The following is a 573-nucleotide window of genomic DNA, read 5'->3' on the forward strand; positions in this document are numbered from 1 at the left end:
TGACCACCACTCAACTCATCCAAGTATTTATCTTGAATGTCTTGCAGGTCTAAGTAATCAATGGCTTGTGCAATGACCGCATGATCGTCTTTGGTGAGATTGCCTTTTGAATAAGGAAACCGACCAAAAGAAACCAGCTCTTTCACGGTAAATCGCATCGTGATTGAGTTCGCTTGGCGCAACACAGCAAGCTTTTTCGCCAGCTCTTTGGTATCCCACTCAGCGATCTCTTTACAGTCGATGATGACGCTACCACCGTCTCGCTCTGTTAGGCGAGAAGCCATCGAGAGCAAGGTACTTTTACCGGCTCCATTTGGGCCAATGATCGACGTCACTTTGCCTTTTTCGAACTGAGTATCCGCGCTATCAACGACTTTACTCGAACCAAATGCTTTGGTTAGTTTCTCTATGACTATCATGTTTATACGACTTTGTTTTTCAACAGCAGATACAAGAAATAAATGCCGCCAAGGAAGTTAATGACCACGCTTAGCGTTGTCTCAAAATTAAATACGTTTTCAATGATCCACTGCCCTGAAAGCAATGAGCTAATGGCCAATAGTGAACAGCCTA

The 573-nt window shown here is 44.0% G+C and carries 1 protein-coding gene and 1 pseudogene; both read right to left on the reverse strand.

The genetic code is table 11. The features are described 5' to 3' along the window. A partial coding sequence (locus R7Z49_RS26625) for an ATP-binding cassette domain-containing protein (protein ID WP_318112667.1) occupies positions 1-419 on the reverse strand: 419 nt, incomplete at its 3' end. A gap of 2 nt (positions 420-421) precedes the next feature. After that, positions 422-573 (reverse strand): annotated as a pseudogene (locus R7Z49_RS26630) (ABC transporter permease); the annotation flags it as partial.

Source organism: Vibrio sp. 1562, from assembly GCF_033340155.1.
GTDB classification, from domain to species: domain Bacteria; phylum Pseudomonadota; class Gammaproteobacteria; order Enterobacterales; family Vibrionaceae; genus Vibrio; species Vibrio alginolyticus.